The organism is Limnohabitans sp. Rim28 (genome assembly GCF_000293865.2).
In the GTDB taxonomy this organism is placed as follows: Bacteria; Pseudomonadota; Gammaproteobacteria; order Burkholderiales; family Burkholderiaceae_C; genus Limnohabitans_A.
Window position 1 is genome coordinate 383451 of the sequence record NZ_ALKN02000001.1, and the last position, 26573, is coordinate 410023.

The 26573-nt window shown below is 61.9% G+C and carries 28 protein-coding genes; 6 read left to right on the forward strand and 22 right to left on the reverse strand.

The features are described from left to right. The first annotated feature begins 55 nt into the window (after nucleotides 1-55). The gene (locus B472_RS01790; protein ID WP_019428118.1) at nucleotides 56-1315 is read left to right on the forward strand and encodes a D-amino acid dehydrogenase; all 1260 of its coding nucleotides are present in this window, start codon (nucleotides 56-58) and stop codon (nucleotides 1313-1315) included. Nucleotides 1316-1317: 2 nt separating this feature from the next. Continuing rightward, nucleotides 1318-1821 (forward strand): GNAT family N-acetyltransferase, encoded by a 504-nt coding sequence (locus B472_RS01795; protein WP_019428119.1) that lies wholly within the window; start codon nucleotides 1318-1320, stop codon nucleotides 1819-1821. On the opposite strand, the gene B472_RS01800 is transcribed toward B472_RS01795, so the two are convergent. Continuing rightward, entirely contained in the window at nucleotides 1781-2941 is a 1161-nt protein-coding gene (locus B472_RS01800) for a J domain-containing protein (protein WP_019428120.1), read from the reverse strand. The two genes, B472_RS01795 and B472_RS01800, sit on opposite strands and share 41 nt — an antisense overlap. A gap of 97 nt (nucleotides 2942-3038) precedes the next feature. Between B472_RS01800 and B472_RS01805 the strand changes: the two genes are divergently transcribed. After that, nucleotides 3039-4964: a radical SAM protein gene (locus B472_RS01805; protein WP_019428121.1), complete on the forward strand. Its 1926-nt coding sequence runs from the start codon at nucleotides 3039-3041 to the stop codon at nucleotides 4962-4964. Nucleotides 4965-4987: 23 nt separating this feature from the next. Here B472_RS01805 and B472_RS01810 read toward each other — a convergent pair whose 3' ends face one another. Genes B472_RS01810 through B472_RS01830 form a run of 5 tightly spaced genes read right to left on the reverse strand, consistent with a single transcriptional unit; the run spans nucleotide 4988 to nucleotide 8151 of the window. Further along, a complete protein-coding gene (locus B472_RS01810) occupies nucleotides 4988-5686 on the reverse strand; it encodes an SDR family NAD(P)-dependent oxidoreductase (RefSeq protein ID WP_019428122.1) in 699 nt (232 codons plus the stop codon). Continuing rightward, nucleotides 5683-6459 carry a formylglycine-generating enzyme family protein gene (locus B472_RS01815; protein WP_019428123.1) on the reverse strand — a complete coding sequence of 259 codons (777 nt, stop codon included), beginning with the start codon at nucleotides 6457-6459 and terminating at the stop codon, nucleotides 5683-5685. The genes B472_RS01810 and B472_RS01815 overlap by 4 nt, the downstream gene beginning before the upstream one ends. After that, on the reverse strand, nucleotides 6459-6842 hold the full coding sequence (locus tag B472_RS01820) for a thiol-disulfide oxidoreductase DCC family protein (protein ID WP_019428124.1): 384 nt from the start codon (nucleotides 6840-6842) through the stop codon (nucleotides 6459-6461). The genes B472_RS01815 and B472_RS01820 overlap by 1 nt, the downstream gene beginning before the upstream one ends. Beyond that, the gene (locus tag B472_RS01825) at nucleotides 6839-7480 is read right to left on the reverse strand and encodes a histidine phosphatase family protein (protein WP_019428125.1); all 642 of its coding nucleotides are present in this window, start codon (nucleotides 7478-7480) and stop codon (nucleotides 6839-6841) included. Before B472_RS01825 ends, B472_RS01820 begins: the two co-directional genes overlap by 4 nt. A gap of 14 nt (nucleotides 7481-7494) precedes the next feature. After that, nucleotides 7495-8151 carry a DsbA family oxidoreductase gene (locus B472_RS01830; RefSeq protein ID WP_019428126.1) on the reverse strand — a complete coding sequence of 219 codons (657 nt, stop codon included), beginning with the start codon at nucleotides 8149-8151 and terminating at the stop codon, nucleotides 7495-7497. Nucleotides 8152-8251: 100 nt separating this feature from the next. Between B472_RS01830 and aroQ the strand changes: the two genes are divergently transcribed. After that, entirely contained in the window at nucleotides 8252-8689 is a 438-nt protein-coding gene (aroQ, locus tag B472_RS01835) for a type II 3-dehydroquinate dehydratase (RefSeq protein ID WP_019428127.1), read from the forward strand. Nucleotide 8690: 1 nt separating this feature from the next. Here the strand turns inward: aroQ and B472_RS01840 are convergent, their stop codons facing one another. The 16 genes from B472_RS01840 to B472_RS01915 form a co-directional block, all read right to left on the reverse strand. After that, on the reverse strand, nucleotides 8691-9575 hold the full coding sequence (locus B472_RS01840; protein WP_019428128.1) for an alpha/beta fold hydrolase: 885 nt from the start codon (nucleotides 9573-9575) through the stop codon (nucleotides 8691-8693). Then, the gene (locus tag B472_RS01845; RefSeq protein WP_019428129.1) at nucleotides 9562-10728 is read right to left on the reverse strand and encodes an MFS transporter; all 1167 of its coding nucleotides are present in this window, start codon (nucleotides 10726-10728) and stop codon (nucleotides 9562-9564) included. Before B472_RS01845 ends, B472_RS01840 begins: the two co-directional genes overlap by 14 nt. A 3-nt stretch (nucleotides 10729-10731) precedes the next feature. Further along, nucleotides 10732-11829 carry a chorismate synthase gene (aroC, locus tag B472_RS01850; protein ID WP_019428130.1) on the reverse strand — a complete coding sequence of 366 codons (1098 nt, stop codon included), beginning with the start codon at nucleotides 11827-11829 and terminating at the stop codon, nucleotides 10732-10734. A gap of 8 nt (nucleotides 11830-11837) precedes the next feature. After that, complete coding sequence (locus B472_RS01855) at nucleotides 11838-12662, reverse strand: A24 family peptidase (RefSeq protein ID WP_019428131.1); 825 nt, start codon at nucleotides 12660-12662, stop codon at nucleotides 11838-11840. Between the two features lie 10 nt (nucleotides 12663-12672). Beyond that, nucleotides 12673-13152: a lytic transglycosylase domain-containing protein gene (locus B472_RS01860; protein ID WP_019428132.1), complete on the reverse strand. Its 480-nt coding sequence runs from the start codon at nucleotides 13150-13152 to the stop codon at nucleotides 12673-12675. 43 nt (nucleotides 13153-13195) lie between these two features. After that, entirely contained in the window at nucleotides 13196-14401 is a 1206-nt protein-coding gene (locus B472_RS01865) for a type II secretion system protein (protein ID WP_019428133.1), read from the reverse strand. A 20-nt stretch (nucleotides 14402-14421) separates the two neighbouring features. Further along, complete coding sequence (locus B472_RS01870) at nucleotides 14422-15507, reverse strand: type II secretion system F family protein (RefSeq protein ID WP_019428134.1); 1086 nt, start codon at nucleotides 15505-15507, stop codon at nucleotides 14422-14424. Nucleotides 15508-15521: 14 nt separating this feature from the next. Then, nucleotides 15522-17207, reverse strand: coding sequence for a GspE/PulE family protein (locus B472_RS01875; protein WP_019428135.1), 1686 nt, complete (start codon nucleotides 17205-17207; stop codon nucleotides 15522-15524). A gap of 29 nt (nucleotides 17208-17236) precedes the next feature. Further along, nucleotides 17237-17800 carry a hypothetical protein gene (locus tag B472_RS01880; protein WP_157951951.1) on the reverse strand — a complete coding sequence of 188 codons (564 nt, stop codon included), beginning with the start codon at nucleotides 17798-17800 and terminating at the stop codon, nucleotides 17237-17239. 10 nt (nucleotides 17801-17810) lie between these two features. Beyond that, nucleotides 17811-19187: a type 4b pilus protein PilO2 gene (gene pilO2 / locus B472_RS01885; RefSeq protein WP_019428137.1), complete on the reverse strand. Its 1377-nt coding sequence runs from the start codon at nucleotides 19185-19187 to the stop codon at nucleotides 17811-17813. Between the two features lie 5 nt (nucleotides 19188-19192). Further along, nucleotides 19193-20812, reverse strand: a complete 1620-nt coding sequence (locus tag B472_RS01890; protein WP_019428138.1) for a hypothetical protein — start codon at nucleotides 20810-20812, stop codon at nucleotides 19193-19195. Nucleotides 20813-20867: 55 nt separating this feature from the next. Continuing rightward, nucleotides 20868-21332: a toxin co-regulated pilus biosynthesis Q family protein gene (locus B472_RS01895; protein WP_081504992.1), complete on the reverse strand. Its 465-nt coding sequence runs from the start codon at nucleotides 21330-21332 to the stop codon at nucleotides 20868-20870. A 13-nt stretch (nucleotides 21333-21345) separates the two neighbouring features. Next, on the reverse strand, nucleotides 21346-21957 hold the full coding sequence (locus tag B472_RS01900; RefSeq protein WP_019428140.1) for a type II secretion system protein: 612 nt from the start codon (nucleotides 21955-21957) through the stop codon (nucleotides 21346-21348). Between the two features lie 235 nt (nucleotides 21958-22192). Beyond that, nucleotides 22193-23077: a hypothetical protein gene (locus tag B472_RS01905; protein WP_019428142.1), complete on the reverse strand. Its 885-nt coding sequence runs from the start codon at nucleotides 23075-23077 to the stop codon at nucleotides 22193-22195. Nucleotides 23078-23112: 35 nt separating this feature from the next. Then, complete coding sequence (locus B472_RS01910; RefSeq protein ID WP_019428143.1) at nucleotides 23113-23670, reverse strand: hypothetical protein; 558 nt, start codon at nucleotides 23668-23670, stop codon at nucleotides 23113-23115. A gap of 186 nt (nucleotides 23671-23856) precedes the next feature. Next, on the reverse strand, nucleotides 23857-24321 hold the full coding sequence (locus B472_RS01915; RefSeq protein WP_019428144.1) for a CBS domain-containing protein: 465 nt from the start codon (nucleotides 24319-24321) through the stop codon (nucleotides 23857-23859). Between the two features lie 114 nt (nucleotides 24322-24435). Between B472_RS01915 and B472_RS01920 the strand changes: the two genes are divergently transcribed. Further along, complete coding sequence (locus B472_RS01920; RefSeq protein WP_019428145.1) at nucleotides 24436-25734, forward strand: O-acetylhomoserine aminocarboxypropyltransferase; 1299 nt, start codon at nucleotides 24436-24438, stop codon at nucleotides 25732-25734. Further along, complete coding sequence (locus tag B472_RS01925) at nucleotides 25731-26549, forward strand: alpha/beta fold hydrolase (protein ID WP_019428146.1); 819 nt, start codon at nucleotides 25731-25733, stop codon at nucleotides 26547-26549. Before B472_RS01920 ends, B472_RS01925 begins: the two co-directional genes overlap by 4 nt. Nucleotides 26550-26573 lie beyond the last annotated feature (24 nt).

A 26573-nucleotide genomic window follows, 5' to 3' on the forward strand; every position in this document is an offset into this window, starting at 1 on the left:
ATCCGGTGTGCCGCGTGTCCACTTGTTTGAGACGTCTTAAAGAGAGAGAAGCTCCATGAAAAAACACATGGTTGTCATCGGCGGCGGCATCACCGGCGTCACATCCGCCTATGCCCTGGTTCAACAGGGTTTTGAGGTCACCCTCATCGAGAAGAACCGCTACCCCGGCATGGAAACGTCCTATGCCAATGGCGGCCAGTTGTCCGCCTCCAATGCCGAGGTCTGGACCCACCCCTCCACCATCATCAAGGGCCTGAAGTGGATGCTCAAAAGCGATGCCCCCTTGCTGATGAACCCCACCCCCACCTGGCACAAACTCAGCTGGATGGCCGAATTCATGGCCGCCATGCCCAAGTACCGGGACAACACCATCGCCACCGCGCAGCTGGCCGTCGAATCGCGCGCGCACCACTTTGCCTGGGCCCAGGCCGAGGGCATCGAGTTCGACCACAAGCGCGAAGGCATCCTGCATTTTTACCGTGACAAAAAAGGCTTTGACCATGCCGGCCAAGTCTCCAAGCTGCTGGCCCAAGGCGGCTTGCCCCGCCGCGCGGTGACGCCCGAAGAGATCAAAGCCATCGAGCCCACCCTGCATGGGAGCTACTACGGTGGCTACTTCACCGAAAGCGACTCGACCGGCGACATCCACAAGTTCACCTACGGCCTGGCCAAGGCGTGCGAGCGCCTGGGCGTCAAGATCCTCAACGAACACGAAGTCCTGAGCGTGGCCGCCAACGGGCAAAGCGCTTTCGTGCAGGTCAAGCATGCCGGGGAGACCGACTCGCTGACCTTTGACGGCATCGTGGTTTGTGCTGGCGTGCATGGCCGCCGCCTGGCCGCGCAGCTGGGTGACCGCCTGAACATCTACCCTGTCAAGGGCTACTCGATCACCGTCAACCTGCCCGACGGTGCCAGCCAGGCCGCAGCGCCACAGGTCAGCCTGCTCGACGACGAGACCAAGCTGGTCACCAGCCGCTTGGGCGATGACCGCTTCCGCGTGGCGGGCACCGCAGAATTCAACGGCCTCAACCTGGACATCCGCGCCGACCGCATCCAGCCCCTGATCCAGTGGGTCAACCAGTGCTTCCCAGGCATCGACACCCGCAAGGTGGTGCCGTGGGCCGGCCTGCGCCCCATGATGCCCAACATGCTGCCGCGCGTGGGCCCGGGCAAAAAAGCCAACGTGTTCTACAACACCGGCCACGGCCACCTGGGCTGGACGCTGAGTGCCATCACAGCGCACCAATTGGCGGGCCATGTGATGGCCGGTATGAAGGACAATGTGCGCTCCTTCATGACCCCTGCCACCGCCTGATCATGCCGCTGCACATCCTGCCTGTTGATTACCAAAACCCTGCACACCGCCAAGCGCTGGTGATGTTGCTGGACGCCTACGCCCAAGACCCGATGGGCGGGGGTGAGCCACTGGCGCAGGATGTGAAAGCCCGGCTGTGCGACGACTTGGCCGCGCGCACTGACGCGGCCAGCTTCATCGCTTGGCTGGACGGTGCACCGGTGGGGTTGGTCAATTGCATCGAGGGCTATTCCACCTTCAAGGCCCAGCCCCTGATGAACATCCACGACATCGCCGTGCTGCCAGGTCACCGGGGTGCGGGGGTCGGCCAGGCCCTGCTGGCGGCGGCCGAGCAACACGCCCAAGCGCGTGGCTGCTGCAAGCTCACGCTGGAAGTGCTCACGGGCAACACGCGGGCCTTGAAGAGTTACCTCGGCTTTGGCTTTGCGCCTTATGCGCTGGACCCGGCGGCGGGCCAAGCCAGCTTCATGCAGAAGTGGCTTTCGCCAGCTGCCATTGCTCCTTGAGCCAACGCTTGAGCTCGGCCTCGTTCTCAATGCGGCGCAGGTCCGAGGCCAGGCTGTCAGCGATCTGGCGCTGATCGGCCTGTAGGCGCTGCAGCGACTGGGTCAGCGCCGCCTCGTCGGCATCGGCGCGCACCGGCACGCACAACTCGCGGCTCAAGCGGCTTTCCAACTGATCCAGATCGTCTTCCAACGCGGCCACTTGCTCTTTGAGCAAGACCGACATGGCGATCAACTTGTCGTCAGCCATGCGGGCCGCACTTTGGGGGCCGCCCTGCGTGACCTGCATTTGCAGGCGCAGCAAGGTGGTCAGGTCGTTTTTTTCATAAGCGGCGTTGACCTCGCTCATCAGCGCGGTTTTGCGCAGACGCGCTTGTTCGTCGGGCTCGCGGTCCGGGTGAAGGGCACTGGCCAGTTGCCTGAAAATGGTGCGGATGGCGCTTTTGGCGTCCAGCTCGCGCAGCATGGCGACGGGCAGTTCGCCTGTTTCGGCGGCAGCACTTTTCTTTTGCGCTTGTTTTTGTGCTTTTCGGGCCGCGCGCTTGGCGGCCTTGCGCGCTTCATTGGCCTCTTGCTGCGCTTGCCACTGGCGCATGCCCGCCTGCATCATCTCTTCAGGTGTTTGGTATTGACTGGGCTTGTTGAGCGGCTGGCCGAGCGCTTCTTCGATTCGCTCGCGCAAGCGCTGCGCGGCCTCGGCCTGTTCTTCGGCGGCTTCCTGCGTGTCTTCTTCGCTCACGTACAAGTCGGACAAAGCCTGCACTTGCGGGTCAGCACTGGCGGACAATTGGTCGATCAAACCCCGCACCAGTCCCCGGGCCATGCGCTGCTGCCGATCGGTGAAGTCGGTCGTTTGCAAGCGTTCGTGCACCCAGAGCAGCAGGCTCTTGCGGTGCACCTGCGCCTGTTGCACCCACTCGCGCAGGGCCTGAATGTGCGCATAACGGTGCTGGTCAGACCAAGCTTCCAGGCGCTGAATCAGCCCCGACAGCCGCTCGATCTGGGCCAGCAAGTCGTTGAAGCGCTGCTGAGCAGGGGTGAGTGGGGCTTGGGCCGAGGCCTGCACCATCAGGATGGACAAAGCAGGGGGCGTGGCTGGGAGCGCGTCGGGCAAAAGAGGCATCCAAAAAGTCAAATCATGCCTAGCAGCTGGGCTGTGGGATGTTAACGCCCCTGAGGCCGTTGATAATCCCAGCTGTGACCCGAAAACCACCCGCCTGATGCCCAGCCCCACCCCCCTCAAAGTGCTCAGCCTCATCCCGCCGATGACGCAGCTGAACACGCCCTACCCGTCCACGGCCTACCTGACGGGTTTTTTGCGTTCACGGGGTTTGGATGCGGTGCAAGAGGATTTGGCCCTGGCCACCGTGCTGGCCTTGCTCAACCGCCAAGGCCTGACCGATCTGCGCGACGCAGCGCTGGCTTTGCCACTCGAAGAGCGCTCGGGCCCGGTGAACTTCTTTCTGGACCACTTCCACGATTACGCCGTCAGCATCGGGCCGGTGATCGCCTTTTTGCAGGGCCGCGACAGCACGCTGAGCCACCGCATTGCAGGCCGGGGCTTTTTGCCCGAAGGCCCGCGCTTTGCCGCGCTCGACGCCTACGACGACGATGGCACCGGCGACCCGATCGGCTGGGCTTTTGGCGCCTTAGGACAGACCGACCGCGCTCGGCACCTGGCCACGCTGTATTTGAACGACCTGGCCGATGTGCTGCGCGACGCTGTCGATGAGGGTTTCGAGTTCGTGCGCTACGCCGAGCGCCTGGCCGCGAGCCAGCCCAGTTTTGACGCACTGGCAGAGGCCTTGGCCGAGCCGCCGAATTTGATCGACGCCACGCTGGAGCGCTTGGCCCTGCAGGCTGTTGAGCGCCACCAGCCCAGCCTGGTGTTGTTGTCGGTGCCCTTTCCTGGCTCGGTCTATGCGGCCTTTCGCATCGCGCAGTGCCTCAAACGGGCGCACCCCAGCATCCGCATTGGCCTGGGTGGCGGCTTTGTGAACACCGAGCTGCGTGAGTTGAAAGACGCCCGCGTCTTCGACCATGTCGATTTCGTCACGCTCGACGGCGGCGAGCGCCCACTGCTCAGCCTGATCGAGCACCTGCAAGGCCAACGCAGCGCACAACGCCTGCAACGCACCTTCATCCGCAATGACGCAGGCCAGGTGCAGTACATCAACTTGGCTGAGCCCGACATCGCTTTTGAAGACGTGGGCACGGCCACTTGGGATGGCCTGCCGCTGCACCAATACCTGTCCTTGCTGGACATGCTCAACCCGATGAACCGGCTGTGGAGCGACGGGCGCTGGAACAAACTCACCGTGGCGCACGGCTGCTACTGGAAAAAATGCAGCTTTTGCGATGTGAGCCTGGACTACATCAGCCGCTACGAAACCGCGCAGGCCAGCACCCTGGTGGACCGCATCGAGCAGATCGTGGCCGAGACGGGCCAGACCGGGTTTCACTTGGTGGACGAAGCCGCCCCCCCCAAAGCCCTCAAGGCCCTGGCCGAAGAGCTGCTGCGCCGGGGCGTGCAAATCTCGTGGTGGGGCAACATCCGCTTTGAGAAAACCTTCACGCCCGAGCTGTGCGAACTGCTGGCGCAAAGTGGCTGCATCGCCATGTCGGGCGGGCTCGAAGTGGCGTCGGACCGCTTGCTTCAGCTGATGAAAAAAGGCGTCTCGGTCGAGCAGGTGGCCCAAGTCACCAAAGGCTTTGCCGACGCGGGCGTGCTGGTGCACGCCTACCTGATGTACGGCTTTCCGACGCAAACCGTGCAAGACACGGTGGACGCGCTCGAATACGTGCGCCAGTTGTTTGAAAACGGCTGCATCCACAGCGGTTTTTTCCACCGCTTTGTCTGCACCGTGCATTCGCCCGTGGGCCTGAACCCCGAGGCCTACGGCGTGACGCTGCTGCCCTTGCCCGAAGGCACCTTTGCCAAAAACGATGTGGGTTTTGTCGATCCCACCCCCATGCCCCCTGGCGTGGACCACGACCTGCTGGGCCAGGGCCTGAAAAAAGCCATCTACAACTTCATGCACGGCGTGGGGGTGGACAACGATGTGCGCCAGTGGTTTAAGCTGCCCAAGGGGCAATGCCCCAAAACCACTGTGCCGCGCCACAAGATTGCCAAGGCGCTGGGCTGATCACGCCACTCAGCCCAGGCGCATCACCAAGGGATGTGCTGACCCTGATGGTCCACAAACTGCGCGCGCCCGGTGGGCTGCAAGCCATCGAGCGTGGCCAGCAAACGCTGGGCTGACGCGTCAGGGTGCAGGGCATCCTGGCCCACAAAGGGATGGCTCAAGGCCGATTGCACCGTGCCCGGCTGCAAAGCGGCCACCACCAGCAAGGGCCTGCGCCGCGACAACTCGATGGCCGCCGTTTGCAGCAGCATGTTGAGTGCCGCCTTGGCCGCCCGGTAACCGTACCAACCACCCTTGCGGTTGTCTTCAATGCTGCCCACCCGTGCCGACAGCTTGCCCCAAATCACCCGCTGCCCAGACGCCAGCAAAGGCGCGAAGTGCTTGAGCAAAAGACCAGGGCCCACCGCATTCAAGTGCATGGCGTTGAGAAAATGCGTGGCATCGAGTTCGTCCAGGCGCTTTTCGGGGCCACGCCCATTCAGCGTCAAGGCCCCCGTGGCGTCCAGCACCAAATGAAAAGGCCCCTGCCCGGCCAGCGCCTGCGCACAGGCTGCAAGGCTGGGCTCGTCCAGCAGGTCCAGGCCCGGTGTGCTTTGGCGCGACACGCCGCACACTGAAGCGCAGCGCGGGTCGCTTTGCAATTGCTGCAACAAGGCGCTGCCGATGGCACCGCTCGCACCCACCACCAAGGCGCGGTAGCCATCGGGCAAGGAATGCATCATGAGGGTGATTTGCTCGGGTTGCCGCCTTTTGGCGAGAGGTCATAAGCGCAGCGAAAGCCGAGGTAGACCACATAAACGTCAGCGGCTTTGAAGGCCTGCACATCGGCCTTCATGTTGTAAGCGCCGTACCACCACGACCCCCCCACGGTGCGCCGCTCGCTGCCCTGCGCATCGCTGGTCCACTCCCACACGTTGGCGCCCATGTCGAACAAGCCGTTCACGCCTGGGCGGGTGGCCCCGGCCGGCGCTGCGCGGGGCCAGGGGTCTGGGTCGCTGGTGTTCGCGCCTTGCGGGCTGTCACCCGTGCTCCAAGGGTAGGTTCGGCCTTTCACCCAGGGCGCTGGGGGGTTGTCGCGCATCTCGGTGAACCCCGCCTTTTGCCATTCCGCACCTGTGGGCAAGCGGCCACCAGCCCAGCGGCAGTAAGCCTGCGCCTCGGCAAAGTCCACGTGCACAGCAGGCAAATCAGCACGGGCAGGAACGCCATCCGGTTGACGCCAAGACCAGCCGGGACGGCGTACCCATCCGCCCACATACTCAAAACCACCGCCTTCTTTTTCCGCGCGGGTCACGGTGCCAGTGGCCCGCACATAGCGCTCAAACTGACCAATGGTCACTTCGGTGCGGTCAATGGCCCAGCTGCCCAAAGCCACCTTCTCGCCAACAGGGCTGGGGGCTTGCGCCAGCGCCTGGGGCAGACCCGCCCAAGCCCAAGCGCCCAACAGACCCCACCCATGCACTGCGGACAAAGCACGCCACAAACCTTTGCTCATCACGTTTTCTCCTCACCCCAAGCCCGTCGCACCCACTTTTGCAAAGTGGGTCGCAAGGGCAAAAACAAACGGTAGGCGGCCTCGAAAAGCCACGACAGCGGCGGCCAGGCCGACAGCCAGCCCAGCCAACGCCACCCCGGAAACATGCGCCACATTTGCGAGAACGCTGCCGCGCCACTGAACAAACGGCCTTGGCGGTCGCGCACATGGAAACGGGCCATGGCCTGCGCGCAGCTGAGCGAAGCGCCCAATTCGGCCCCAGCACTCACATCCACCCAATCGATGGCAGCCGCTTGGGGCAAACGCCGGTAAATGGCGATCTCGCGTCGGCACATGGGGCACGAGCCGTCAAAGTAAACGGTCAAACTGTGCAGGCCGCTCATGGGGCCAACTCCGCTCGGGCCACCAACCGGCCTTGTCGGTCCACCAGAAACCCTTCGCCCATGCTGGGGTAGGCCCCGGTCAGGCCGGTCATGATCACTTGGTGCGTGACCCAGACCTCGGTGCGCCCTTTGGGCAATCCCCGCAAACGGGCCAACAAGGCCTTTTGCTGCGCCGCCGGATCGCCCTGCCCGGCGAAGGTGCTGTTCAAGGCGGGCCAGTCTTCGAACTGCCCAAAAGCCAGTCGCGCCGTGTCTTGGCAGCGGCACCACTGGCTGCTGAGCACCGCATCGGGCTTGAAATTTTGCGCTTGCAGCCAGGCCCCGAAATCCTGCGAGGCTTGTTTGCCCGCGTCGCTCAAATTGCGCTGGGTGCGGCACTGGCCCAAAGTGAATCCCGCCGGGTCGCCCAGACCCGCCTCGGTCGCGGCATGGCGAATCAGCAGCGCACCGCCGCTTTGCCGCCACAGGCGCAACAGTTCGGCCGCGGCTGACTTGCGCTCAGGCTGCGCCTGCACCACGCCAGAAATGCCCATCAGGGCAAGCGCCGCCGCAGGCCATTGGCCCAAAAGTCTGCGCCGAGATGTGCAGACCATGGGCGTCTCGTGGTGTGCAGCGGGCAGCTTGGACGTGGTGTTCATGTGCAGGGCCCTGCTCAATCCACTTCGCCCAAGGCGATGCGGCGCAGGGCTTGTTCAAACACCTCCACCGGCTGGCCGCCCGAGATCAAGTGCTTGTCGTTGATGATGACCGCTGGCACCGAGCGGATGCCCGCCTGGGTGTAAAACTGTTGCCGCTCTCGCACCTCTTCGGTGTGTGCATCGCTTTGCAGCACCGCTCGGGCCGCGTCCACATTCAGCCCCGCCGCCGCCACGCTCGCCAGCAAAACCTCAGGGTCCTCCATGCACTCGGCACGGCCCTGATAGGCCTGCAAAAAGGCTTTTTTGAGTTGGTGCTGCGCACCAGCGCCCTGCCCTTCGGCCCAATGCAACAAACGGTGCGCATTGAAAGTGTTGTAAACCCGGCCCCGACCGCCCGGGTGAAATTCAAAACCCACCTCGGCCCCGCGTGCCGCTATGTTCTGGCGAATTTGCGCCTGCTGAGCTGCGGTAGAGCCGTACTTTTGCGTCAGGTGCTCACCCAAGTCCTGCCCGCCGGGGCCCATGTGCGGGTTCAGCTCAAAAGGCTGGAAGTGCAGCTCGGCCTGCACCTGGCCTTGCAGGCGCTGCAGCGCTTGCTCCAGCGCACCCAAACCCACGGCGCACCAAGGGCAGGCAATGTCGGACACAAAATCAATTTTCAAAGGGGTCATGGGACACTTTCAATCAAGGCCTTGGATATTGCCGTAAATCACCGACAATCGCAGCCAAGCCCTCCAATTCCCATGATCCATCGAGCGATAGAGCCCCACCATGAAGATCCTTGTCCTGCACGGCATCAACCTGAACATGTTCGGCAAACGCGACCCGGCCCAGTACGGCACGACCACGCTGGACGAAATCAACACCCAAGTGACCGCCCTGGGCCTTGAACTGGGTGCACAGGTCGAGTGCTACCAAACCAACTTCGAAGGCGAAATGGCCGAGCGCATCCACCGCGCTCACGCCGATGGCGTGCAGGCGGTGGTCATCAACGCCGGGGCTTGGACGCATTACAGCTACGGCATCCGCGATGCTTTGGCCATCTTGAAGTGCCCCATTATCGAAGTCCACATGTCCAACATCCACGCCCGCGAAGCGTTTCGCCACCACTCGGTGATCGCCGACATCGCCAAAGGCCAGATCGCCGGTTTGGGTGTGGACAGCTACTTGCTGGGCCTGCGGGCAGCCGTATCGGCCGCCCGAGGCTGATTCAAGCAGGCACCGAGCCCAACACCCTCTGCAAGGCCTGATCAAAGGCCTGTGTCGCCTCGTACTGCACCCAATGCCCGGCACCGGCCACGGTGTGCCATTGCCCCCACCGGTGTGCCCAGCGAGGCATGGCCGCTTGGAGCTCTGACAAGCGCTCACGGTACAAAGCATCGTGCTCACCAAAAATGGCGCTCACAGGCACCTGCAACTGAGGCAAAGCACGCGCCACGATGTCGGTCGACGACAAGCGCCTGCGCGGCATGCGGTCGCGCTGCACATTGGCGGCATGCAAGCGCAGGGCCAATTCATCCAAAGAAGTGGGCCATTCGAGCATGAGCGCCATCAGGTTGTGGCGGTGCACTTGGTTCTGTGCTTCGGGCGTGGGCAAATGCCGCCAGCCTTTGAGCGGCACCCGTTGCGACGTGGCCATGCCCATGCCCGGCGCGCCGACCAACACCAGTTGCTCGGCATCTTGCGGGTGCGCGGCCAGCCACAAAGCGCCCGCCATGCCGCCAAACGAAAAACCCACCACGCGCACCCGATCGCCACAGGCACCACTGGCTTGCAGCTGCTGCAAACCGGTATGCAGATGGGCGTGCAAAGCGTCCACATCGGTGCAGCCGGGCGGCAAATCCGAGTCGCCAAAACCGGGCAAGTCGGGCACCAAGACCCGCCAGCCTGCCGCTTGCAAAGGGGCGATGTTGCGCACCCAGTGCGTCCAGCTGCCGCTGCCGCCGTGCAGCAAGACCACGGCGGGCTGCGAGGGCTGCCCCCAAGCGTGCCAGACCGTGCGGCTGCCATCACACAGGGTGTGCAGGCGTGTGGCCCCGGCCAGCGACACGCGCAGATCGGGGGGTAAAAAATCAGGACATTCAAACCGGTTCATGCAAGCGCCACACTTTAAAGGCCGCCATGGTCGCCACCACACTGGTCAGCACACTGAGCACAAAGACACTCTGCAAGCCCCAGCGCTCGCTGATCAAGCCGCCCAACAAAGCGCCCAACACGCCTGGGAAGCCATACGCGATCACGGTGTACAGCGCCTGCCCGCGCCCGCGCAAACGGCCGGAAAAATGCTGCGATATCAGCGCAATACAAGCCGTGTGGTGCGTGGCAAAGGTGATGGCGTGCAGGGTTTGCGCCAGCAGCAAAACCCACAACACATCGGCCCAAGTCGCAGTGATCAGCATCCGCAGCACCATCACGGCCGAGCACAGCACCAGCCAAGCCGTCAAAGGCATGCGCGGCAACCAGCGCGACTGTGTGAAAAACCAAATGATCTCGACCGCCACCGAGACGGCCCACAACAGGCCGATCATGGTTTTGCTGTAACCCAGCGAATCGAGGTAAAGCGAGAAAAACACGTACACCCCGATGTGCGACAGCACATGGAAAAACGTGGAAGTGAAAAACCAGAACACCGGTTTTTGGCGCAGCACAGGCCACACAGGGGCGTGCTCATCGGTGTGGTGGGTGGTCTCTTTCAGGTCGGGCATCCACCACACGCTGAGCAGCACCGCGCCCAGGGTCAGCACCGTCCAGGCCGGGAAGTGCTGCATGCCAAAGGCCTCGAACCAGGCCCCCGCCGCAAACACCGTGACCAGAAAACCCATAGAGCCCCACAGGCGCACCCGCCCATAGCGCTTGGCGTCAAACGCGCCGCCTCGGCTGACCAGGTGGGCCATGGCGGCTTCGCTCATGGGCATCATGGCGCTGGTGTGGGTGAACATGAGCAGCAGCACCAGACCCAGGCCCAGCGGGCCCCAATCCCAAAACAGCAAACAAGCCGTGGCAAACGCCACCCCGGCGCCAATGCGCAGCAACTTGACCCGCTCTCCGGTGCGGTCACTGATGGCGCCCCAGGCATAGGGCGCAAACAAACGGGTGGTGGCCTGCACGGCGGTGAGCACGCTGATGGTCAGCAAGCTCAAGCCCATGTCCTGCAGCCACAGTGGCAAATACGGGTTGAAAAACCCGATGTGTGCAAAGTAACTGGCCGACAACGCGGCAAAAGGCCAAAGTTGACTGCGTGGCGTCATGCCTTAAGGCTTGGTCGCGGCGATCGGGGCCTGCGCGTGCTCAACATCGCCGCATTGGGCGCGGTGCTGCAAGGCATGCTCCATCACCACCAGGGCCAGCATGGCCTCGGCAATCGGCGTGGCGCGGATGCCCACGCAAGGGTCGTGACGGCCTTTGGTGATGACTTCGGTGGGCTGGCCGGCCGAATCGATCGAATCGCGGGCAATCAGGATCGAGCTGGTCGGTTTGATGGCGATCGACACTTCAATGTCTTGTCCGGTGCTGATACCGCCGAGCACGCCGCCCGCGTTGTTGCCGACAAATCCCTCAGGGGTGAGCGCATCGCCTGCCATACTGCCTTTTTGTGTGACGCAGCCAAAACCGGCGCCGATCTCCACGCCCTTGACGGCGTTGATGCCCATCATGGCAAACGCGATGTCGGCGTCGATCTTGTCAAACAGGGGTTGGCCCAGGCCCACGGGAACGCCCCGGGCCACCACGCGCAAGCGCGCACCACAAGAATCGCCCGACTTGCGCAGGGCGTTCATATAGGCCTCCAGTGCCGACACATCGGCCACTGGGGCAAAAAACGGGTTGTGGGGTACATGGTCCCAGCTCTCAAAGCCAATGGGCACATCGCCAATCTGGCTCATGCAGCCGACAAACGTGGTGCCATATTTTTCTTTCAGCCACTTCTTGGCCACGGCCCCTGCGGCCACCATGGGGGCTGTGAGGCGAGCCGACGAGCGGCCACCGCCTCGCGGATCGCGCAGGCCGTATTTGCGCCAGTAGGTGTAATCGGCATGTCCGGGACGGAAGGTTTGCAGGATGTCGCCATAGTCCTTGCTGCGCTGGTCGGTGTTCTGGATCAAGAGGCAAATCGGGGTCCCCGTGGTCAGCCCCTGGTACACGCCCGAGAGGATCTGCACCGCATCGGGCTCGTTGCGCTGGGTGACAAATTTGCTGGTGCCGGGACGGCGGCGGTCCAGGTCGGGCTGGATGTCGGCTTCGGACAGCGGCATGCCCGGGGGGCAGCCGTCGATCACGCAGCCAATGGCCGGGCCGTGGGATTCACCAAAGTTGGTGACACTGAATAAGTTTCCGAAGGTATTGCCGCTCATGGGCGGGATTATCCCAGAGGTCCGGACAGCCCCCCGCTCAGCACCTGCATCCAGGCTTGTTCGCGAAACATCCAGTAAATCGCCGCCGCAACGGCCATGGCTGGCCCGAACGGCACTTCCTGCTGGCGGCGGCCCCCCGTGAGCACCAGGGCGTAGGCCAAGTGCAACAAGCTGGACATCAACAGCAGAGGCAGCAGGGCCGGAAAACCCAACCATGCGCCCAACGCCGCCATGAGTTTGGGATCGCCCCCACCCATGGCCGCCACGCCGCGCCAACGCTCAAAGACCCAGGCCACGCCCGCCAGCATGCCCCAGCCCAGCCCAGCCCCCAACAAGGCCGACAGCCCATCCACCCCGGTCCATCCCAACAATGACAACAACAAGCCCACCAGGGCCAGCGGCCAGGTCAGCACATCGGGCAGCAACAGGGTTTGCGCATCGATGACGCTCAGCACCACCAGCACCGAAAAGAAGGCCCCCCAGACCAGCGCCTCACGCCCAGGCCCCAGATGCAGCACGCAAGCGACCCACACAAGCGCAAAAACCAACTCGAGCCCGAGGTTGGCAAGCCCGATGGGTGCGCCACAAAAACCGCAGCGCCCGCGCAAGCACACATAACTGAACACCGGCAGGTTATGCCACCAGCGCAGCGGGTGTTGACACGCCGCACAATGCGAGGCCGGGAAACACAGGCCCAAGCCCTCTTCGCCCAGCAATTGGCGGGGCAGGCGGTACACCACTACACCGGCAAAGCTGCCCCACACCAGACCCCACAAGGCGGCCACACCCACCCAGAAGCCACTGGGCAGATGCGACAAATCGGCCAAGTCCATGCCCTTGCCTTCAGGGCGCGGTCTGTGCCGCTGAAGCCACGTTGGGGGCTTGCGTAGGCCAATGCGTCATGCGTTCGACACGCTGCAGCACCTGGCGGGCATAACGCTCGCGCTTGTCGGGCGAGACGGCGTTGTAAGCGCCCAGCCCTTGTGTGGTGTAGCCGTGGCGGGCAAAGTTGTTGGCCAAAATCCAAGCCCCCACCAGGGTGTTCACGCAAGGATCGTAGAGGTCGCGCTCGTCAATGCCGTGCCGCGCCAAGGTACGTAACCAGCCGCTGTTGATCTGCATCAGACCGATGTCGCGGCTGCCATTGCGGTTGACGTTGATGGCCGTGGCCCGCCCGCCCGACTCCTGGTGCGCGATGGCTTGCAGCAGCACCGTCGGCACACCATAGCGCTGGGCCGCATGCTCAAAACAATGGGACGCCGCCACCGTACACCCCAAGAACAGGGTGCAGCCCAGCAACACGCCATGCCATCGCATCATCATGTTTCGCCAGAAATGTTCACCACCCGTCGCACCAGCATGGGGGTCACCACCGTTTTCCCCGAAAGGACACCCAGTCGGACCACTGCAATGCACTTTTGGTATTTTCGAATGCAATGCGCCATGTACCTCCGTCGCAAAAGACATCAGCCTGGAATCCTGAATCATCGTTTGGTGAAGCCGTCGAAAGAACGGGCTTGCTCCAGTCCGAGCAAGCCCAGCCCGTATTTTGCGCGCGCATCTCGTTGTCATTGACCCTGACTTCAACCCATCTTGCGCCGTTGTTCAGAATGCTATTGATTGTGTTGTTCAGATTGTTGACCTGTGTCTGCAAAGCATCCAACTGGTTTTTGAACAAGCTCCAGTCGGCGGTGCCATAGCCGTTGCGCATGGCAAAAATGAAGGGCGTGCCAAAATTTCCTGGGTAAAGACGGGTGGGGTTGCTCATGGTGGGTTCCGCCGCGCCTTTGACGCTGCGCAGCTCGCCGGTGTCTTGGGTGGGGGTGTTGGTGCCGGGCCCAGGGCCCGAGAGGTAGCCGTCGCTGCCCACCCTGTCCAGCGCCTGGTAGAGCACCTGCGAGCTGGGGTCGGCGGCCTGCACGTTGTAGGGCTGCGAGTTGAACACCAGGCTGCGCAAATCGATGGTGCCCGAGGCACAGGCACCCGTGGTGAAGAACACCGAGACCGACCCGCCATTGATGCACATGAACTGGATGAGAACCATGAAGCGCGCCGGCAAGATGGCCGCGCCCGGTCCGCCCACCAACCAGTTGCCGGTGGTGAAGGCCAGGGTGGGATTGGCAGACGTCAACGTCGGCAGGGGCAAGCTGTCCACATAGGCGCTGCCCCCTTCAAGAAAGCCCAGCCGGGCCAATTCCCTGGGGGTGGGTTGCAGGGCATTGACCACGGGCGTCACGGGCCCGCCATTGAGCTGCAGGTTCAGGTTACAGCCGGTGTAATTGTTCGCGGAGATGCCGTTGCCGGAGTTGGCGGCCCAGTTCGTTCGGCCGCACTCGGGCCTCAAGGCCGTGAGCTCTTTGTAGTAAGTCTGCAGGTAACCACCGACCGCCTTGTTCATGCGTTCATAGGTCAGGGCCACGGCACGGGCCCGGTTGTCGGCCGCCTGCTGCGACTGCAGCACGATGAAGGTCGTGATGGCCATGGACATGAGCACCAGCACGAGGCTGAGTTCAATCAGGGTGAAGCCGCGCTGCTGGCGCGCGCCCTTGGGGAGGTGAAGAGAGGCAAACATGGACAGACTTTTTTGCGGGTTCAGCGTGCGCTTTGCTGCGCACTGTTGCGGATGCCGTTTTGCAGCTCCAGTGCCGTGCTGAAGAAGCCGCCCATCATGATGAACAGCATGATGCCGCACAACAACATGATCACGGAACTCATGCGCGAGGCCGATTTTTCGAGCATGGCGATCACGCGGTCAATGGAGCCGATGCCAATTTTCACAAAGGCCTCGACGGGATCGCGTCGCTCGGAAGCGTCCTGCACCCGGTCTTCCAGGTATTGGTTGAGGACCCCGGTCTTGAAGGCCTCACCGAAATGGCTGGTTTTGTTTTTGCCCAGGTTGCGCATGATCAGGCGCAGGTGCGCGCGCATCCAGGGGGTGCTGTAGCGCATCGCACGCTCCAGCGAGGCGCGCAGGGAAACCCCCGTGCGCAGCAGCGAGGCCAGCGAAACGATCAGCATCGCACCCGAAAAATCACGGTACAGGCTGAAAGGCATGAAACGATCCAGACGTCTGCGCACTGCGCCGCGCCAAAGCGGCAAGATGAAGAAGAACAGCCCGATCACGGCAAAGAAGGCGGCAGCGATGTACACCCCCTGGTGCACGATCAACTGGGAGATGCTGTAAAGCATGCGCCCCAAAATAGGCCACCTCTCGGGGGGCAAAAGACCCACCAGCGTCGGCACGATCTGGGTCGCAAAGCCGACCAGCATGGCCGAGAAGATGATGATCAGAATCAGCGGATACAGGATGGCCTTGCGAGCAGCAGCGGCCATGGCGTCGGTTTTTTCGACCGTGACCGACAGGAATTTGAGGCCTTCGGCCATATTGGCGTCGCCTGCACTTTGCAGCGCATCGATCATGATCAGTTCATTGTTCGGCGCGAAACCTTCCATGGCGTCGGTGAGCGATCCGGAGCTCAAGGCATCGATCATGTCGGCATAGACCAGCGCTTCACCCTGGCTTCGCGTGCGCGCACGGGCCTCGTATTTGCGCAAGGTCGAAAACAGGGGCACGCGGTCTTCCAGCGAGCCGGCCAGGTCGTAATAAAAGTCGGAGCGGTTCTTGCGCATGTCTTTGCGCGCCCACCATTTGCTCAAGAGTCCGATCGGGTTTTCCATGATGGTGTTGAATCTCAGCTTTGCACGAGTTGGCTGGGATGTCCGTAGACATGCTCGAAGAAATAAGGATCGACGATGCCTTTGGACACGTCGTACAGCGAGTGGGCCCAGCTGGGTTTGCCGCGCATGACCGGTTCTGTGAAAGCGTGCGTCCGATGGCTGCGCCAAACATCGCGCGCGCGCAGGTCTTCGTTGCGGCGCAACAGATCAAGCAACTCGATGTCGGGCGTGATCACCTCGGCGCTGACTTTCATACCCTGGATGCCGTTGTGACCTGCGGGGTTTTTTTTCATGCCATCGGGCAGGCATTGCGGGCAGCCCTCGGCACTGGCGCAGTTCATGTGGTCGGGATCGATCTGGAACAGTCGCTCATAAAGTTTCAGATGGCCGGTGTCCATGACGGATGTGGCCGGCACCATGCACGCCTTGCAGTTGAGGGGCACCAGGGCTTGGTAAACCAGGGCCGAAAAGAAGTCGGGGACACAGACGTCGTTGCGCAGCAAGCCGATTTGCGGGGAGGCCAATCGCGCCACCACACCCAGGGCCGAGGTGGCATGCACGGTGGTGAGCAACTTGTGCCCGGTCTGAATGGCGGTGTAGGCCATCTGCCCCGAGATGGCGTCACGGATTTCGCCGAACATGCCGATGTCCGGGTCCATGCGCAAAAAGGCCATCATCGACGCGTAGAAAGGGTTGTCGGAGACTGTGCCTTGCGAGGCCATCATGCTGCGCTGGATGGACAGGTGCGACACCCCCGGAACGATGTATTCAACCGGGTCTTCAATGGCGATGATCTTGCGGGAACCCTCGCGCGCAAGCCGCGAGAGCATGGCGCTGAGCGTGGTCGTTTTGCCCGAACCCGTCACACCCGCCACAAACACCCCGCCCACCGAAGATGCCAGGGCTTTGACCAACTGGTCGATCTGGTCTGGGGTGTAACCCAGGCTCTCTAGTGTCAGCGATGTGTTGCTGGCGTGGCTGTCGGTCTTGAGAATGCGGATCACCACCTCATAACCGCCCACCGAAGGGTGACTTTGGTAACGCAGCGACACTTGTCGATCCCCCACATTCATGGGGATCATGGCCGACTGCACGCTGTTGACGTTGAAGGCCACTTCAGAGCGCGAGCGCTCCTCGGCCAGCAAGGTATAACAAGCCGCAATGGCTTGCGTGCAAATGTCTGCTGGGTACTCCTTGATCTGCCGCAGGATGCCGTCCCGACGGATGCGCACATCCGCCACATGGCCTCGCGTTTCGATGTGGATATCGGTGGCCTGCAAATCCAAACAGGCCTTGACCAATTGGCGGAACCAATGAATCTGCTCGGACTCCCCGACCACCCTGTCAAAGACCGCCTGGTTGCCTTCGGTTTGCTTGCGCCGCTGGTCTGCTGTGGTGCTGCCGTTGAAACGCTGCAGCAAAGTGGCCATGACGTCGTCGTCACAGGTGTAGAAACCAGCGAAGGTGTAGCCGGCCTCCTTGCCTTGCTCGATCAGGTGAAACCAAGCGGGGGAGCCCTGCTCACGCTGAATGCTGATGACACAGAAATGTCGGCCCTGCATCACCCCAGCCAGCATGCTTTGCTGCTTGTCGTCGAGCAGCTTCAAGACCGGATTGGGGCCATGCGAGAGAACCACCTCCAGAAGGGGCACTTCAGAAAAACGCCGAATGTGTCCGTGGCTGTTTTGAGCCGCGGACACACGGGTTGCTGTTGACCTGCCCTGCAAAATCATCGCGCGCTGGGAACTTGGCTGGGAACAGGAGGCGACACCTGCGGCAACACCTGCGGCAAAGGGGCTTGCGTGTTGCCGGGAACAAAACCCTGCATGGGCGGCAAATTGCTGGCGGAAAAGCGCGCCGTACCGGGCACCGAACCAGCCCCGCCAGAGGTGTTGGCGGCAGCAAGCTGTCCAGGAGGAGCGATCGTCACACGCGGTGTCTGGGCAAATTCCCAGCCCGTACTGCCAGGAGCGGCCGGGTAGAGCTTGCGCCGCTCCAGACCGCGCCTCATGGTCACGCTGCGTGAATCGGCCGACACAATCTGCCACCCGCTGGGCAATGTGTTGCCTGCACGCAGCTGCAGGCGGTGGATGACATCACCCTGCCAGATTTCGCCGACCAGGTTGTTGTTGATGCCAGAAATCGACCACAGCTGCATGGGCTGGGCCTCATCCTGAATGCTGACGCTGCCCTGGCTCTGGCGCAATTTGTCCTGTTTGGTTTGGTTGATCACCTGGTCCAGAACCGATTGCGCTGAGCTTTGAGCCACCACGCCCACGAGCATCACGGTCAATGCACAGCGCTTAATATTTTTTGCCTTTGGCATAGTAGTGTCCTGTCAATGTGTAAACCCAGTTCTTGGTCTTTTCGTCCAGCTGAATGGTCAAGCTTTGCAACGCCTGCGCTGGTAAATTCAGACGAAAATCTCCCAGCGACCACAGCTCGTGCGTGATGCTCCACTCCCCACGAACGACCGGACGCGTCAACTGTTCAACCGTTGCGCCTGTGCCGGGAAAGAGCTCGGGCGGTTTGAGCGTGACTTGGGCTTCTGGCAGCAGCGCCATGTCTTGCAACTGGCTGGTCAAAACCGTTTCGGCTTGATCGCTCGTGGGCAGTTCGTTGCGCTTGCGGGACAGCTCGACACCCGCTGGAGGCTCCACCGAAAAAGTGGTCTCGATCAGGGCTTGTGCCGGGCTGTCGCCCGACTGCGGCTTTGACTGCAACATGCTCACCATGCCTGCAGGAGGATTGGATTTGAAGTCATTCACACTGCCGCTCTCGCGCCGCCAGTTTGCCGTGCAGCTGTCTTTTTCGCAGACCACTTTTTCCAGCCGCCAGCCCGACCGGGTCACCGGCAACTTGCCGAAGACTTCACGCCAGCGGGCCAGGGCCAGATTGCCATCAGGCCCAATCTGCTGCAAGGCCGAATCGACCTGTCTTTCATAGACCAAGTTGGGGTCCTGCTGCTGGGTGAGCCGCTGCCTTTCGATTTTTTGTTTTTGGCTGAACCACCAATAACTCCCGGCTGAAGCGATCAAAACCACGGGCACCATGATCACGGCAAGCTGGATGCGAAATTGGTAATTGGGCAAACCTTGAAGCGCGGCCTCAGGCTCTGGCAGTCCAAAGGCATCGCTCAATGGCATTTTTTCAATGTCGAGCAGCTCTTCCACGTTGCCAACATAACGAATGGCTTGACCCGATTGAAGTGCCTTGTACTCCTGGATGAGTGCCATCACTTCGCCCAAGGATCCCACCTGGTCAAAATGGGGCACCGGCTTGGATTCGCTGAGCACCGTCAGGCTGTAAAGCGTTTCCGTGATTCGGAAGACAAACATCTCCAGACCACCACGAGAGGATGTCTCGGCCAGGTGCATGGCCGCAGAATGCGGTTTTTGCTTGATCTTGCGGTCTATGCCGTAGGCAAAGCCTGCGATGTCCATCGCAGCGGTCAGGTAGTGTGTATAGCCCAGCCGCTGCACCGTGCGCATGGTTCTGGACAAATCGCTGCTGCGGTTGTATAGCCGCCAATCCAGCACAAACACATAATGGTGGCGTCCGATCAGGATGGATTTGGCGCCGTCTATAGCCTGGGCGTTGCGGGAGAGCGGTTCGCTTTTGGTGCGTTCACTTTTCCCGAAACGCGACTTCCAGCGCTCAAGCGTTGATGAGCTGGCCATGGCAATCAGCTTTCATTGATCGTCGGCGTCAACAAAATGACCACGCTCTTTTTGTTGCTCCTGGAAGAACGGGACGTCGGCAGTTTGTTGCCCACCACATCGGCGGCGTTGTTGCGGGTGTCCTCGTATTCATAGCCCAAAAGCACCAAGGTTTCTCCCATGGCCAGACCTACGCGCTGCACATTCATGAAGCTGTCCACATCGGGCTGCTGAACGGAGGCCTGACCAAAACCAGAGCCAGTGGAAAAACTCGCCAACTCACGCATAGAGCTGATGCCAATCGCTGTTTCCAGAAGAATGCGGTTGGAGTCCAGAATGACCGGTAGCAGGTTGAGCGAAAACCCGGTGTTGATGTCGGCTGCTGTCAGGGTTGCGCCGGTGATCGTGCCGGTGCCAGAGACCGTTCCGGCCGTGATGGAACGGACATAAGTGCGCGTGTTGGACACACTCAAAGGAACAGACTGGCGGTGCATGGTGTTGACCACCGTCGAGTACATGGTGCTGACGCGGCCGTAACGCTCCAGGCTCTTGAGCAGGAACTGGCTGTTTGAACCACGGAATATGCCCACCACCCCGGCGTCGGAAGTGCCCTTGAGAAAGGCAGGACCCGAAGTCCGAAATCTTTCGTTGTTGCTGGTGATGTTCGCCCAATCGATGCCGGCTTGCGCCTCTGTGGACAGGTCCACCTGCACCACCTCCACATGGATGCTGATCTGCCGCATGTACTGGCTGTGAATTTGTTGAATGTAGCGTTCAACTTCCTGCACATTGGCGATCGCATCGCGGACCGTGGCGATACCCAGTTTGGGATCGAGCTGCACCTGACCTGTTGTGGACAGCATCAGGGGAATGGTTTTACCCAAACCCTCCCACAGTTCGTCGGCAAACTCGGTGGTCATGCTGGAACTGTTGCCTGCCGCACCCAGGGTAAAGGTGCGGCTGCCCTTGAAGCCTGCAGGCAAGGCCCGCACGGGAATGAACTGGGTGACCACGCGACGGAAAACGATGCGGTCGTTCTCAAACGCCCAGTTCAGCTGGGCTTGGTTGGCAATCCAATCGAGCAACTCGGTGAAGGGGCCGCTGTAATTGAGTTCAAAGGTGTTAACGGCCTGCTCGGCCGTCAAGCCCACACGCCCTGCACCGGCCTGCATGGCGGTTGGACCGGCGAGGTTCATCGCATCCACATTCGTCGGCAAGCCCGTAGGACTGGCCTGCCCCGCGACAGGGGGAGGCACAGTGACCTGGGTGCGGACCGCCGAGAAGGCACGCGGGTCCATCAAGGCGTCGGGTGTCATGCTGACCACCACGCCGGTGGTGCGCGTGAGGATGTCGGCAATGGTGGCCAGGTTGTGCCGACCCGGATAGCGGACCGTCACGTTCTGGATGTGCGCAGGCAACACAGCAGACTGCTTGAGCGGCACGGAGCGGCTGACAAACCGCACCATTTTTTCTTCCTTGACCAAGGGCGGCAGCACCGCTGGCTGGCGCAGCTGGTTCTGCGCAGCCATCGCGCGCTCTGTCGCGGCGCGGTGGTTTTGTGCATCCACCCAATCAAAACTGCTGCACGCCTGCAGACCCAGGAGTGCCACCACTGGCATCACGTATCGAAAGATTGTCAATTTCATAGCAAATCCGCCCGTTAAGGCGCGACAAAGGGTCAAGACAAAAGGCGGCCGAGGCTCAGCGGCGGCCTTCGTCCATGAAACGAACCACACGCAAAACACGTGCAGCCGGGTTGAAGATCGCCTGCAAGGGGTAATCGGTCAGTGCCACGGTGGACATGACCTCGGTCACAGCGCCCCGAAAGCCCCCCTCAAAGACCACACCGGACTCAATGGGGAAATCGCGGTCAATCTGCCAGACCAACTGGTATTTCGCCTGCGCGGCCCATCGCGACATGGCGCGGTAAAGGGTTTTGTCCTTCATCAAGATGGTCCATTGCTGCGGCGCCCCCTCGTCGACCACCACCTGCGGTGGCTCCTGCACAGGCCCCTGACCGGGTGCAGAGCGCGGGCTGCGCGACCATTCCAACTGCGTTTCGCGCATGAAACTGGGCGCGGATTTGTCTTCGATCGTCTGGGCATTCGACGTCGCCGCCAGCATCGCCAGGGCCGCCAAAAGACAGCGTGGTGTTGACAATCTCATGTCAGCGCCCCTGTCAGCTGCGTGGAATCAGCATGGTGATGGTGGTTTGCCCGGTGTTGGCCGAGGGTGCGCATGCTTGAGACACCGTGGCCGAGGTCGGCAACACGCCTGGGGACTTGAGAACAGTACCCGACAGCGCTGTTGGCGCCGTCGCTACAGCACTGGCGAGTTGGTTGTTGACAGCGAGTCCCAGTCCAAGACTTTCGAGTCCCAAAGCCAGATCGGTACAAGCCGAGGTTGGAACGCCGGTCAGGGTGTAGACGTAGGCTTGGTTGGTGGCCAATCCGTAGGTCGCGGTTGCCATTGGGGCCACATGCACAGCACCGCCAAACTCGTTGGTGACCGCTGCAGTCCCCAAGCCAGGGTTGGTGACGGTTTTTTCTTCCCAGACACCCATGGCGCGCGAGGACAGATTGACGGTTGTCGCCAGGGCATAGGAATTGTCACGGATCAGCTTGGAGGTGATGGCACCTATCGCCCTGTTGGTATTGGAGATGGTTTTGTTGACGTTGTTGCTTTGCAAGATGGCTTGCACACCGGTGATGGCACCGCCAATGACAACCGCGATGATGGCCAGAACAATCGAGAGTTCGATCAAGCTGTAACCACGCTGTGAATGATTCATTAATGACTCCTGCATTGAAAAAATTGGAACTTTAAATATAACTTAATTAAATTGTTTTTTATTTTTGTTAAAGAATTTTTTTCATGGTTGATGGGTGCTTGATGCAGGCCTGGTCTGTCACGCGGCGAGATCTGGCCCAGCAAAAACGAGAAGGCCGGCCGATCTTGACGATGGCCGGCCCCTGGCTGCTGGGCGTGAAGCAGATGGCGCAGCGACAACCGTGCTGGCCGCCCGCTTATTTTTGGCCGCCCTGAACTGGGATCAGGCCGTATTCGAGGTCGAGCAGGCTGCCGCCTGCGGATTTGACCTCGATCCACACCATGCGGTCCTCGCGCTGGAACATGAAGGACTGCTGCAAGGCGATGCGGCGGTTGAGCATCACTTTCCAGCCCTTGCGCTCGGCATCTCGCAGCAAGCTGTCCCGGGCCGCATCCAAGCAAGTCACACCGCTGCAGGTCAGACTGGAAACAGGCGTGTCCTCGCTCATGCTGGCGCTGGCGGCCAGCCCTGCCGGTCTGGGCCGCAGCTTGTCCTGCGCCGCAGATGCCCCGACAGGAGAGCTTGCGCCCGAGGCGAACTCCACTTTGGCAAACAGACGCCCGAACATGCGCGAGCCAACGCCAAAGGTCGTCTCTTCTTGGGCACGGACGTGGACAGCACCAGCGATCCAGGGAAAGTCGTGCGCAGGGGGCGGTGGAGGCACAGCGCGCACGGTTTGGGCTGCGGCAGTGGCAGCCGACGGTCCTGCGCCAATGGCTGGCAGAGCCGCTGGTGCGGGCGCTGCAAGTGCTGCGGGCGTTGGCGAAGGCAGCACTGCCGGCCTGTCGGCTGCAGGCGACGGCGGGGCTGGCAGCGCCGCACGTGGTGTGCGCGGATCCGCCGCCACCTGGAAGATCGGCAAGCCTTCCGGCGTGGTGGCGCGCACAGCTTCGGCAGGGCTTCGCACCGGGGCAGTCAAGACTCGGGCGGGCTGCGAGGGCTCTTCCCACACCACCACAGGCTGCGCTTGTGCAGCAGGCCTGACGGCAGGTGCGCCCATTTCACTGGGCAAGAAAGCACAACCGGTCAGGCTGGACAAAGCAAGACCGGACAACAAACTGGAACGGGCACGTGTCTTCATGCTCTTCAAACCCTTGTATGGAATAGGCCGCAACATCAACGCGCACCGGAATTGTTGGGAAGGGCTCTGGCATCGACGGCGCCGCGATTCAGAAAAATGATCGGTCGTCCATTGGAGGACTGCTCCATCGTGCGAGCTGGCAACGATGGCTGCAGCGGCGTGATCTGCACCGGCGCCTGCGTCAGCTGGGGCTGTGCGATGGGCGCAGGCTGCTGGTTGAGCGCCACCGAGTACATGGCATCCACGCCATCGGACTGGTTGCTCAGGCGGATGTCCAGCAAACGTCCCCCCTTGGCAAACGCCATCAGCGACTGGTGGCCGAAGTGCATGGCGGACTGCAGATCCCATCCTTTGCGACGGGCATCGGCAATCAGCAGGTTCTGTGCAGCTTCCCTGTGGGCATGGGGCAGGTGCGAATAAAACACGCCGGTCTGCATGTCCGACTCGCCCAGCAAAACCGACTGTTCATGCCGGATCAGCTGCATGCCACTGGCCATCGGGTAACTTTCGGCTTGCACCGCTGGCCAGGGTGTCTGGGCATGAGCCAAGGCGCTGAACGCCATCGCACAGGCCACGAACCACTTGTATTTCATAAATGCCTTTGAGACTGTTTGAACCCATGAAATGCAAGTACTTTACATCAATTTAGAGGTATTTTGACACTCACTTTCAATACTTTGGAATTCATAAAAGAGGCAAGGCCAGCGCGCATCGCCGGTGAAAAACCCAAAAAAAAGGCCGCTCACAGCGGCCTTGACGGGAGGTGGGGGGTGCCGTGCTCAGGGTCCTGGTTTTGAGCCGGTCTCCTGATCGGCCGGCCAATCGCGGATATAGGCCTTGAGCATTTTGTTCTCGAAGTCCTGGGCCTCGACCACGGCTTTGGCCACGTCGTAGAAGCTGATCACGCCCATCAGCATGCTGCCCTCCACCACCGGCATGTAGCGCGCATGGCGCTCGAGCATCATGCGGCGCACCTCGTCGATGGCGGTGTCGGGAGAGCAGGTCAGCGGCTGTCGGTCCATGGCATCGCCGACGGTGGACGCGCCGACCTGGCCTGCGTTGCCCACGATTTTCTGGATCACTTCGCGGAAGGTCAGCATGCCCGACACCTGGCCCTTGTCCATGACCACCAGCGAGCCCAGGTCCTTGTCGGCCATGAAGCTGACCGCGTCCATGAGGGGTTGGTCAGGTTGGGCCGTGAACAGGGTGTTGCCTTTGACGCGCAGGATGTCGCTGACTTGCATGGTGGTTCTCCGGATGGCGAGCGTGTGACGGTGCAGAGGCTTCAATATAGCCCACAATGGCATCCGTGCGCAGCGGTTTGCGCTTTCAGAAAACCCCTTGGAGAGACACCTCACATGCCCGGCTATTCCGACCCTGGCTTTGACACCCTGGCGTTGCACGCCGGGGCAGGCCCCGACCCGAGCACCGGCGCGCGCGCCGTTCCGCTGCACCTGTCCACTTCTTTCGTCTTCGAGTCGAGCGACCAGGCCGCTGCGCTCTTCAATCTGGAGCGCGCCGGCCATGTGTACAGCCGCATCAGCAACCCGACCACCGCCGTGCTGGAGCAACGCGTGGCCGCTTTGGAAGGCGGCATCGGGGCGATTGCCACCGCCAGCGGACAGGCCGCGCTGCACCTGGCCATTTGCACCTTGATGGGCGCAGGCAGCCACATCGTGGCGTCCACCGCCCTGTACGGCGGCTCACAAAACCTGCTGCACTACACACTGCGCCGTTTTGGCATCGAGACCACCTTCGTCAAGCCGGGCGACATCGACGGCTGGCGCGCTGCAGTGCGGCCCAATACCCAACTTTTCTTTGGCGAAACCGTGGGCAACCCGGGGCTGGACGTGCTCGACATGCCGACGGTGAGCCAGATCGCTCACGAGGCCGGCGTGCCGCTGCTGGTGGACTCCACCCTGACCTCGCCTTGGCTGATCAAACCCTTCGACCATGGGGCCGACCTGGTCTACCACTCGGCCACCAAATTCCTGTCGGGCCACGGGACGGTGATCGGCGGTGTGCTGGTCGATGGCGGCAGCTTTGACTGGGAGCGCTCGGGCAAGTTCGCTGAGCTGACCGAAGCCTATGCAGGCTTTCACAACATGGTGTTCAGCGAAGAAAGCACCGTGGGTGCGTTTTTGTTGCGCGCGCGGCGCGAGGGCCTGCGTGACTTTGGCGCGTGCCTGTCACCGCACTCGGCCTGGCTGATCCTGCAAGGCATCGAGACCCTGCCCCTGCGCATGGCGCGGCACATGCAGAACACCACGCGTGTGGTCGAGTTCCTGGCTGCGCACCCGCTCGTCACCCGTGTCGGCCACCCCATGCTGGAGAGCCACCCCAGCCACGCGCTGGCGCAAAAGCTGTTGCCGCGTGGCGCAGGCTCGGTGTTCAGTTTCGACATTGCCGGCAGCCGCCAGCAAGGCCGCGCCTTCATCGAAGCGCTCAAGGTCTTCAGCCACCTGGCCAATGTGGGGGATGCCAAGAGCCTGGTGATCCACCCGGCCAGCACCACGCATTTCCGCATGACGGACGAGGCCCTGGCCGCAGCCGGCATTGGCCCTGGCACGATCCGCCTGTCGATTGGCCTGGAAGACCCGGCCGACCTGATCGATGACCTGAAAAAAGCGCTCAAAGCGGCGGAGAAAGCCGCATGAAAATCTCCGTTCAAGGCCATGACCTGTACGCCTACACCGGCGGCAAGCCCTTCAACCCCGCTCAGCCCACCGCCGTGTTCATCCATGGCGTGCTCAACGACCACAGCGTCTTTATTTTGCAAACCCGCTACCTGGCGCACCACGGCTGGAATGTGCTGGCCATCGACCTGCCCGGCCACTGCAAAAGCGAAGGCACTGCGCCGCACAGTGTGGAAGAAGCCGCCGACACCGTCATCGCGCTGCTGGATGCGATGCAGCTTGAAAAAGCCGCGCTGATTGGCCACAGCTTTGGCTCGCTGATCGCCCTCGAAGCGACCGCACGCGACGCTGCGGCCCACCCCGGGCGCATCGGCCATCTGGTGATGGTGGGCACCGCCTACCCCATGCGCGTGTCGCCCGCCTTGCTTGATTTGTCGGTCAGTGCACCCTTCAAAGCCATCGACATGGTCAACAGCTTTTCGCACTCGACGCTCGCGCCACCCCCTTCAGCCTTGGGCCCCGGCACCTGGCTGTATGGCGGCAGCAAAGCGCTGATGCGCCGCGTGCTGGCCAGCAACACCCTGGTCAATGTCTTCCATACCGGCTTCAAGGCCTGCGACGACTACCGAGGCGCAGAAGCGGCCATGGCCCGCGTCGCATGTCCGACCCTGTTTGTGCTGGGCAGCGCCGACCAGATGACACCGCCCAAAGCCGCGCAAAGCCTGATCGCCTCATGCGCCCAAGCCCAGGTGGTTCAATTGCCCGCAGGCCATTCGCTCATGACCGAAGCGCCCGAAGGCGTGCTGCAGGCGCTCAAGGATTTTTTGAAACCGTGAGCGTGACGGCCTTTCGCGCACAGG

Excerpts from the sequence above, each read along its gene's own strand:
- B472_RS01790 (WP_019428118.1), top strand. The coding sequence starts at position 56 with ATGAAAAAACACATGGTTGTCATCGGCGGCGGCATCACCGGCGTCACA.
- B472_RS01795 (WP_019428119.1), top strand. The coding sequence starts at position 1,318 with ATGCCGCTGCACATCCTGCCTGTTGATTACCAAAACCCTGCACACCGC.
- B472_RS01800 (WP_019428120.1), bottom strand. The coding sequence starts at position 2,941 with ATGCCTCTTTTGCCCGACGCGCTCCCAGCCACGCCCCCTGCTTTGTCC.
- B472_RS01805 (WP_019428121.1), top strand. The coding sequence starts at position 3,039 with ATGCCCAGCCCCACCCCCCTCAAAGTGCTCAGCCTCATCCCGCCGATG.
- B472_RS01810 (WP_019428122.1), bottom strand. The coding sequence starts at position 5,686 with ATGATGCATTCCTTGCCCGATGGCTACCGCGCCTTGGTGGTGGGTGCG.
- B472_RS01815 (WP_019428123.1), bottom strand. The coding sequence starts at position 6,459 with ATGAGCAAAGGTTTGTGGCGTGCTTTGTCCGCAGTGCATGGGTGGGGT.
- B472_RS01820 (WP_019428124.1), bottom strand. The coding sequence starts at position 6,842 with ATGAGCGGCCTGCACAGTTTGACCGTTTACTTTGACGGCTCGTGCCCC.
- B472_RS01825 (WP_019428125.1), bottom strand. The coding sequence starts at position 7,480 with ATGAACACCACGTCCAAGCTGCCCGCTGCACACCACGAGACGCCCATG.
- B472_RS01830 (WP_019428126.1), bottom strand. The coding sequence starts at position 8,151 with ATGACCCCTTTGAAAATTGATTTTGTGTCCGACATTGCCTGCCCTTGG.
- aroQ (WP_019428127.1), top strand. The coding sequence starts at position 8,252 with ATGAAGATCCTTGTCCTGCACGGCATCAACCTGAACATGTTCGGCAAA.
- B472_RS01840 (WP_019428128.1), bottom strand. The coding sequence starts at position 9,575 with ATGAACCGGTTTGAATGTCCTGATTTTTTACCCCCCGATCTGCGCGTG.
- B472_RS01845 (WP_019428129.1), bottom strand. The coding sequence starts at position 10,728 with ATGACGCCACGCAGTCAACTTTGGCCTTTTGCCGCGTTGTCGGCCAGT.
- aroC (WP_019428130.1), bottom strand. The coding sequence starts at position 11,829 with ATGAGCGGCAATACCTTCGGAAACTTATTCAGTGTCACCAACTTTGGT.
- B472_RS01855 (WP_019428131.1), bottom strand. The coding sequence starts at position 12,662 with ATGGACTTGGCCGATTTGTCGCATCTGCCCAGTGGCTTCTGGGTGGGT.
- B472_RS01860 (WP_019428132.1), bottom strand. The coding sequence starts at position 13,152 with ATGATGATGCGATGGCATGGCGTGTTGCTGGGCTGCACCCTGTTCTTG.
- B472_RS01865 (WP_019428133.1), bottom strand. The coding sequence starts at position 14,401 with ATGTTTGCCTCTCTTCACCTCCCCAAGGGCGCGCGCCAGCAGCGCGGC.
- B472_RS01870 (WP_019428134.1), bottom strand. The coding sequence starts at position 15,507 with ATGGAAAACCCGATCGGACTCTTGAGCAAATGGTGGGCGCGCAAAGAC.
- pilO2 (WP_019428137.1), bottom strand. The coding sequence starts at position 19,187 with ATGGCCAGCTCATCAACGCTTGAGCGCTGGAAGTCGCGTTTCGGGAAA.
- B472_RS01890 (WP_019428138.1), bottom strand. The coding sequence starts at position 20,812 with ATGAAATTGACAATCTTTCGATACGTGATGCCAGTGGTGGCACTCCTG.
- B472_RS01895 (WP_081504992.1), bottom strand. The coding sequence starts at position 21,332 with ATGAGATTGTCAACACCACGCTGTCTTTTGGCGGCCCTGGCGATGCTG.
- B472_RS01900 (WP_019428140.1), bottom strand. The coding sequence starts at position 21,957 with ATGAATCATTCACAGCGTGGTTACAGCTTGATCGAACTCTCGATTGTT.
- B472_RS01905 (WP_019428142.1), bottom strand. The coding sequence starts at position 23,077 with ATGAAGACACGTGCCCGTTCCAGTTTGTTGTCCGGTCTTGCTTTGTCC.
- B472_RS01910 (WP_019428143.1), bottom strand. The coding sequence starts at position 23,670 with ATGAAATACAAGTGGTTCGTGGCCTGTGCGATGGCGTTCAGCGCCTTG.
- B472_RS01915 (WP_019428144.1), bottom strand. The coding sequence starts at position 24,321 with ATGCAAGTCAGCGACATCCTGCGCGTCAAAGGCAACACCCTGTTCACG.
- B472_RS01920 (WP_019428145.1), top strand. The coding sequence starts at position 24,436 with ATGCCCGGCTATTCCGACCCTGGCTTTGACACCCTGGCGTTGCACGCC.
- B472_RS01925 (WP_019428146.1), top strand. The coding sequence starts at position 25,731 with ATGAAAATCTCCGTTCAAGGCCATGACCTGTACGCCTACACCGGCGGC.